The sequence below is a fragment of the Vibrio sp. 1751 genome (genome assembly GCF_033339895.1).
Taxonomy (GTDB): domain Bacteria; phylum Pseudomonadota; class Gammaproteobacteria; order Enterobacterales; family Vibrionaceae; genus Vibrio; species Vibrio alginolyticus.
This window is the reverse complement of record NZ_JAWOVM010000136.1, coordinates 1-7,630: the sequence shown is the minus strand read 5'-3', so window position 1 is coordinate 7,630 and position 7,630 is coordinate 1. Positions and strand designations below refer to the sequence as shown.

Genomic DNA, 7,630 nt, shown 5'->3' with positions numbered 1-7,630 from the left:
GAACCACCACCAATAGATTCTATGGTAGAAACGTCGAATGGCAGCAATTTACCGTGCGTCGCCAATTGGTTTCTTTGTGCTGGTGAGAATGCATCGTACGCCGATTGCGACATCGCAATCACCTTGTCGCCGTTGATCGTTTCTAGTTGCAGAATGTTACCGCAGAACTGGTTCATCTGATCAAGCGAAATTGAGATGACTTGCTTGTCTTTGGCGAGTGACTTCATTACAAAACGACGCTCAAATTCTGGGATCACTTCGTCACAAATCACGCAAAACTGTTCGCCAACCGCCATCATCACATTGGTGTGATAAATCGGCGCACCAGACGGCAAACGAGTTTGGAAAGAAATCACTCGTTCATAGCCAATACGATCGGCGTAATCTTCTAAAACCAGACGATCACAACGTTGTGAGAGTGCGGCGTAGACCGTTTTATTTAGGTGGTCAAACACCATCACACCCGTGCTTTCTAAATACGCTTGCTCGTCAAGATATTCAGTTAGACTGCTGCGTCGATGAACTTCTCGCCCTGCTTGCGCTAGTGCTGCCACAAGTGCATCGGGACGTACTTCTTTTTGACGGTTTTCACAGGCCATTGGAAAGGTGTACAACGTGCCATCTGGCGTAGTGCTAAACCAATTGTTTGGAAATACCGCGTCTGGCGTTGCAACATCTGAAGTTGGATAATCAAACTCAACAACTTGAACGCCCTCTTGACGCAGCGTTGCAACCATACTCGCGAACTCGGCCATTACTCGACGTGAGACTTCTTCTTGGCTGAGTGACACTTTATGTTGGAACTCATTATCTTGTGCGGTTTCTTCATTAAAACGAAACTCTTTCGGTGGCACCATCACTACGCAGTTTGCGGTTTGGCGCTGAGCACTTTGCGTGCTTTCTTCTTTCCCATTAGCAAATTGGGTCACTGATTCGTGTAATAGCATCCAATACATTCCTTATCACTAGAATGAGGAGATTGTAAATTTATTGTTAACTTCAGTTTTGCTGTTTTGACAATTAATTTAATTGCACAAAAGTAATTTTTGCTGCATTAAGTTCATTTTTCCTTAAATTTTATTGTCACTTTGCAGGTTTAAGCTTTTATGGCACCACGATGAACATGATAAGAATTCATCATAAGAATCAGAACCATAGACAATCACACTCATAACCAACTAGTTACATTTAAGACACAATCGGTTAGACTATTTTTTCGCCCCTCTCGTCAATCGGTCTGCTTTATCGAGGAGCAGGCAAAAAACTCTCATACACGCGGTTTCGTCCAAAGCAGCGTGAATCGATGGATTTAGCCACCCCAAATGGCACTGTTTTAACTTTAGGATGAGTTATGTTTAAACGATTTGAAGGCTTTACAGAGCCGTTCCCCAAATCTACACCGGATCAGCCTCCTTCAGGGATGTTCGCTTTTCTGCGTTATTACACTCGTGGTTATGAAAAGCCTTTGATCATCATGTCTTTGATGGCCACAATTGTGGCTGTTGTTGAGGTAATGTTGTTTGGCGCCATGGGACAATTGGTTGATTGGTTGTCTACCAGCAATCCAGAAACGTTCTTACAAGACAACAAATCGGATTTGATTTTCTACGGAGCCTTATTGCTGGTTGTCATGCCTATATTGGTGATCTTGTACTCGTTGCTCGTTCATCAAACGTTATTGGGCAACTACCCAATGTCTATCCGCTGGCTTGCACACCGGTATTTGCTCAATCAAAGCTTGAACTTCTATCAAGATGATTTTGCAGGTCGAGTCGCAACGAAAGTCATGCAAACCTCATTAGCTGTGCGCGAAACCGTGATGAAAGCTATGGATGTGTTTGTTTACGTTACGGTTTACTTCACCAGCATGATCATTATGTTAGCGACGGCAGACTGGCGTTTGATGATCCCAATGATTGTCTGGCTACTCGCTTACATCGCTATCCAAATCTATTTTGTCCCTAAGCTCAAAGACGTCGCTTCAGCACAGGCCGATGCACGTTCGACAATGACAGGGCGCATCGTCGACAGTTATACCAATATTCAAACCGTCAAACTGTTTTCTCATAGCCAGCGCGAAACCCAATATGCCGAGCAAGGCATGAAAGGATTTTTGAATACGGTCTATCGTCAAATGCGCCTAGTGACCGGCTTCGACGTCGCTGTAGAGATCTCAAACTATATTTTGGTATTTTCCGTTGCTGCTTTATCGATTTACCTGTGGTTGGATAGTGCCATCAGCGTTGGCGCGATTGCGATAGCTGTTAGCCTTGCATTACGCGTAAATGGTATGTCGATGTGGATCATGTGGGAAGTTGGCGCCCTCTTTGAAAATATGGGAACCGTAGTCGATGGAATGAAAACGCTCTCTAAGCCTATTGATATTAAAGATAAACCAGGCGCAAAAGACTTATTAGTCACTGAAGGTGGCATTCACTTTGATAACGTCAGCTTCCATTACGGTGAGAATAAAGGCGTGATTAGCCATCTCGATCTCAACATCAAACCAGGAGAGAAAGTAGGCTTGGTTGGGCGCTCCGGCGCCGGAAAATCGACTTTGGTGAACTTGTTACTTCGTTTCCACGATGTCGAAGACGGCAGCATTAAGATCGATGGACAGAACATCTCAGAAGTCACACAAGACTCTTTGCGTTCAAAGATCGGTATGGTGACCCAAGATACTTCTCTGCTACACCGTTCAATTCGAGACAACATTTTGTATGGCAATCCAGATGCGACAGAAGAAGATTTGCTGAAAGCCACTAAGCAAGCGCATGCCCATGAGTTTATTGAAACTCTGACCGACCCATTTGGTAATGTCGGATACGATGCGCAAGTTGGTGAACGTGGTGTGAAACTGTCTGGCGGCCAACGTCAGCGTATCGCAATATCTCGTGTGCTACTCAAAGATGCACCATTGCTGGTATTGGATGAAGCAACATCGGCTCTGGATTCAGAAGTCGAAGCAGCGATTCAGGAAAGCTTAAATGAATTAATGCAAGGGAAAACGGTTATTGCTATCGCTCACCGATTATCGACCATCGCACAAATGGATCGCCTCATCGTGCTAGATAAAGGCAGCATCGTTGAACAAGGTTCTCATCAAGAACTCATTGCGAATAACGGCATTTACGCCCAGCTTTGGGCGCATCAAACTGGCGGATTTATCGCTGAAGAACTAGACAATCAACACGCTTCTTAACGAGTGATAAGCTCAATAAAAACGGCGCTTTAAGCGCCGTTTTTTATTTTAATCCATGGCTAGACGCTCATATAGCCATTGTGGTTTCTCATATATGAAACACTCTCCATGATAAAGCTCACACTTTTTCTGCTAATATACCGCCTCGTTGCGTATCCATTGCAATGAACACAATACAGAGTATTGAGCCGTCTTCATTTGTCATTTCACTTTTTGAGAAACAGCTATACTCAATAGATGGCTTAGTTATTATATTAACAATAAGGTAATTAGCTTATGTGTAAATGTGGTTCAATGCAGATCGTACAACTCAAACCAAGTTGGGCTGACAAGCTATTCGGCTACTCAGAAAGATGGAAATGCCAACTTTGTTGTAAGATCTACCGCATCTAAAATTAAAAATAGAATCTTAGTTTTTCTAAGAAAAAGCAGTGGCCCGACAGTAATTGTCGGGTTTTGTTTTTCTGTACATCCATTTTTATCCCTTCGCAACACGGTCACTCATCACGGCAAAACCTAGCATCTCAATGTGACTTAGGTATAGAATCAGGCCCACTTATTTATTCCGATATTCACATATAACTGGTCACTATGAACAAAAGTTTGCTAACGAATGTCCTCGCTATCGCTTTGATGGCTGGAGGTCATCAATTACAAAACGACTATCTTTGGTATGCAGGACTGTTTGCGTTCTCAGGCGCCATCACCAACTGGCTTGCCATCCATATGCTATTTGAGAAAGTGCCTGGATTATACGGTTCTGGCGTGATCCCCGCGCGATTTGAAGAGTTTAAACTGGCTATCAAAAACTTAATGATGGAACAGTTTTTTACTGAAGCGAACATTGACCGATTCTTGAATAAAGAAATGGCGGGCGGTGTGAACATCGATCTTCAACCAGTAATTGAGAAAGTAGATTTAAATCCAGCATTTGATTCCCTAGTGGAAGTAATTGAAGGCTCTCAATTTGGCGGCATGCTAGCGATGTTTGGCGGCTCGGAAGCGCTACAACCCATGCGCCAACCTTTCGTCGAAAAGATGCAAGAATCCATCATTGAGTTGAGCAAGAGCGATAACATCAAAGAAGCACTGAAAGAGCAATTCGAATCTCCTGCAATGATGGATGAGATAAAGCAGAACATTGAAGGTATCATCGATCAACGTTTAAGCGAATTAACACCGGCATTAGTTAAAGAAATGGTGCAAAAGATGATTAAACAACACCTTGGCTGGCTAGTCGTTTGGGGCGGTGTTTTTGGAGGTTTAATTGGCCTTATCAGTACCTTTATCGGGGCATAATCGCTCACCGATTTATTAAAAAAGGAGCTTCGGCTCCTTTTTTAATCGAGAAAAAGTAATATACCAAGCCACGCTAAATAAGGAGGCTCAACACATGCCTCGCCTAACCAAGGAGCTCGGGATTAACACCAAATCCCGTTTTATGTTCTTCAATGACCACTTCACTACGAGTTTGAATCACGCCCGGAAGCGTGCCTAACTTGCTCGACATAAACTCCTGATACGCTTTCATGCTCTTAACACGAACTTTTATCATGGTATCGAAATCTCCAGAGAGCGAGTAGCACTCTTCAATTTCAGGCATCAATTCCACCGCTTTCGCAAACTTTTCAAAAATAGAAAAACTGGTTTGGTCTAAACGAATATGGATGAATACCTGCACATCCAGCCCCAACTTTTCCGCATTCAACTCTGCATGGTAACCATTGATATACCCTTCTTTTTCTAGTCGCTTTACACGGTCAGAACATGGAGAAGTCGTTAAGTTAATCAGCTTTGCTAGTTCTACAACTGGAATTCTGCCTCTCGAATGAAGCACTCTCAAAATATGTAAATCAATCCGGTCCAATTGATAACTCATTAACCCACTTCCTTGTAACCACTTAGAAAGCATCACATTAATCGTTGCTCAAAAAATTGCAAACCATCAAATGCACAGCATGTGAAATTCAGCAGAGAATAACCAGAAAACAACGAAGGAGGGAAAGTGCTATGATTATTGCCGCTCACTTAGTAACCGTGATATGAAGATAAAAAGCAACCTAGCGGCTCCCGCGGAGTCGCAAATTTGAAAGCGCATGACACGCCTGTATAGATATGTCGTTCGGGCAACGCCGCCCTATTTAGCCATTAATTATGGCTATCACTCAGAGTTAGAGTGCGGCCGATGTATGCCGTGTAGGATGTGGAACAACCTCTCCAATTGCACGATGATTACAACAACGGCAGTAGTATTGAGGCTCCATCTCGTAATAATGTTCACCTGATACAAATTTCGCCATCAGCTGTGTAAAACTCACCATTTTGCCTGTTAACGAGTCAACAGACTGAGGCTCGCAACGCTTCATAATCACTTTATGTTGCGTTGATTTTCTACAAGCTGCGCAATATATATCCGGCATTTCTCTTCTCCCTACTTTTTCGTCCTACTGACAATTGACATATTTTGTTCAAAATAATTCCACAATTAAAAAGCTCCTTTAATTTTTTGTGCCCTATCTTCAAAAAATTGAACGAAAGTATCAAAAAACTGAGACATTGGTCAGACCTCAACTTTTGTACCATCAATATGAGCAAACGTGCTTATGTGTGTAATAATACGACACATTACACATAAGCAATTGTTCGGGCTTATTATTTAGTAAGGCGCATGACAACTTTACAGCTGGCTAGATCGAGCTTTCGAGACGCCTTGTTATCTTGATTTACCCCGCAAACCAGTTGCTAGCAGCTATAGCCGTCTCATCAAGGAAGAAATGCATGACGATACAACCGATTCTCACTACCGAAAGACTCGTCCTCCGGCCATTCAATATCGATGACTGCCAACAAGTGGCTTTACTCGCTGGAGATAAGCGAATTGCCGACATGACAGCAAACATCCCTCATCCTTATGAGCGACCGATGGCGCAAGCATGGATAGATAGGCACGATCCGATGTATCAGCAGCATCAAGGCGTGGCGTACGCTATTACCTTGCAAAACACTGGGGAGTTACTTGGTGCAGTGAGTTTACCGCGTATCGAAGAGGGATATGTCGGATGATCATCCATGAAACTTCACAAAATCTGTCCAAGAACAACCCTTTCTTGCTAGGAACTGTATTGTTGTCGCTGTTCTATTTTTCCTACCTAGCAGACAAGATCGTCGAGTTTGGACTCGTAGCACTCACAATAATAGGATTGAAACTGCTCTCAACGTACTTCACGCGCCGCGCGTTCAATCCTAAAACGCTAGATATCGATGCAAGCACCAACACCTTGAAGTACCGCCAGGGCTCAACGGTTTACTTCCGTCTACCTCTTGATGACATTGTCAAAGTCCAAATACAGAAAGAGCTCCTCTCTAGCAAAAGTTTGATGCTCTACACAGTCAACGACGCTTACCAAGTGCCGAATTCAGACAATTTCGATTCTCTACAGTTAAAGGATTTAATGAAACAACTTGAAGAGAGAATTGATGATCAATCTCGCTAAAACGAAAAGAGAAGACATTCTAGAATGTTGCCAATTTGGTCTCTAAATAGAAAGACAAAAAAGCCAGCAATAACGCTGGCTTTTCTCTGTATTAGTCTTGTGCGACTTTCACGCGAATTTTGCTTTTTTCTACGTTCGTCAAATTCAGTGCTTCAAGAGCAGAAATGGCTTCTGCTTCGTCCGGCATGATGACAAAACCGAAGCCTTTCGACAAACCCGTGTCTTGATCAAGCACTAGCGAACACAGTTCTACTTTGCCGTACGCTGAGAATAATTTGCGGATATCTTGCTCGGTCATGTGACGAGCCAAGTTTCTTACTAAAAGTTTCATAATGAACCTAGTTGGTTTGATAACGGTTCGATTCTCTCAGTTTCTCTCTGGCAAACCAAGTGAATAATATGACGGCGTTGACTAGATCATTCTAAGTACATCTGTTTAAATGATTTTCCGTTCATTTTTCACCCATAGGAGAGTCGGCATGGAAACGAAACGTCTCAAACTCATCCCTGCTTGTTTAGAACGAGCCGAAGAGGCGCATCAAGCTGTCGTTCGCAGCCAAAAGACTCTCGAAGTCTATCTGCCGTGGGTGCCTCATGTGCTGACATTAGAAGCGATGATAGAAGGGACAGAGAAAGCCATCGCAAACTTTGAAAACTTCGAAGAAGAGCTGCGTTACTACATCATTGAAAAGGAAAGCGATCGCTTACTGGGTGCGGTCGGCTTGATGATTCGAGATCCCGACGTACCATCCTTTGAGATAGGTTATTGGTTAGATGATGCTGCCGTTGGCAATGGTTATGTTGCCGAGGCTGTGCTCGAAGTTGAGCGCTATGCGTTTGATGACTTGGGTGCCAAGAGAATCGCAATTCATGCTGATAGCACCAACCAAAAGAGCCGGGCTGTAGCCGAGCGCTGTGGTTATGAGTTCGAAGG

At 43.4% G+C, this 7,630-nt stretch carries 8 protein-coding genes and 1 pseudogene; 5 read left to right on the top strand and 4 right to left on the bottom strand.

Annotated features, from left to right (window positions below; translation table 11 throughout):
- On the bottom strand, positions 1-947 hold a 947-nt coding region (locus tag R7041_RS22080), incomplete at its 3' end, for an arginine deiminase-related protein (protein ID WP_318128713.1).
- Positions 948-1,351: 404 nt separating this feature from the next.
- Here R7041_RS22080 and R7041_RS22075 point away from each other — a divergent pair.
- Both R7041_RS22075 and R7041_RS22070 read left to right on the top strand, forming a co-directional pair.
- Complete coding sequence (locus tag R7041_RS22075; RefSeq protein ID WP_054576536.1) at positions 1,352-3,202, top strand: ABC transporter ATP-binding protein; 1,851 nt, start codon at positions 1,352-1,354, stop codon at positions 3,200-3,202.
- Between the two features lie 591 nt (positions 3,203-3,793).
- Positions 3,794-4,501, top strand: a complete 708-nt coding sequence (locus tag R7041_RS22070) for a DUF445 domain-containing protein (RefSeq protein WP_054576535.1) — start codon at positions 3,794-3,796, stop codon at positions 4,499-4,501.
- Between the two features lie 103 nt (positions 4,502-4,604).
- Here the strand turns inward: R7041_RS22070 and R7041_RS22065 are convergent, their stop codons facing one another.
- Both R7041_RS22065 and R7041_RS22060 read right to left on the bottom strand, forming a co-directional pair.
- A complete protein-coding gene (locus R7041_RS22065; protein ID WP_005374595.1) occupies positions 4,605-5,081 on the bottom strand; it encodes an Lrp/AsnC family transcriptional regulator in 477 nt (158 codons plus the stop codon).
- A gap of 292 nt (positions 5,082-5,373) precedes the next feature.
- The gene (locus tag R7041_RS22060) at positions 5,374-5,622 is read right to left on the bottom strand and encodes a hypothetical protein (protein WP_005374593.1); all 249 of its coding nucleotides are present in this window, start codon (positions 5,620-5,622) and stop codon (positions 5,374-5,376) included.
- 358 nt (positions 5,623-5,980) lie between these two features.
- On the opposite strand from R7041_RS22060, the pseudogene R7041_RS22055 reads away from it, so the two are divergent.
- Both R7041_RS22055 and R7041_RS22050 read left to right on the top strand, forming a co-directional pair.
- Positions 5,981-6,256 (top strand): annotated as a pseudogene (locus tag R7041_RS22055) (GNAT family N-acetyltransferase); the annotation flags it as partial.
- A 5-nt stretch (positions 6,257-6,261) separates the two neighbouring features.
- Positions 6,262-6,696: a hypothetical protein gene (locus tag R7041_RS22050; RefSeq protein ID WP_186585570.1), complete on the top strand. Its 435-nt coding sequence runs from the start codon at positions 6,262-6,264 to the stop codon at positions 6,694-6,696.
- A gap of 91 nt (positions 6,697-6,787) precedes the next feature.
- Here the strand turns inward: R7041_RS22050 and R7041_RS22045 are convergent, their stop codons facing one another.
- Complete coding sequence (locus R7041_RS22045; RefSeq protein WP_005374587.1) at positions 6,788-7,027, bottom strand: RNA recognition motif domain-containing protein; 240 nt, start codon at positions 7,025-7,027, stop codon at positions 6,788-6,790.
- Positions 7,028-7,175: 148 nt separating this feature from the next.
- On the opposite strand from R7041_RS22045, the gene R7041_RS22040 reads away from it, so the two are divergent.
- Positions 7,176-7,630, top strand: a 455-nt coding sequence (locus tag R7041_RS22040; protein ID WP_318128712.1) for a GNAT family N-acetyltransferase, incomplete at its 3' end; no start/stop codon positions are given.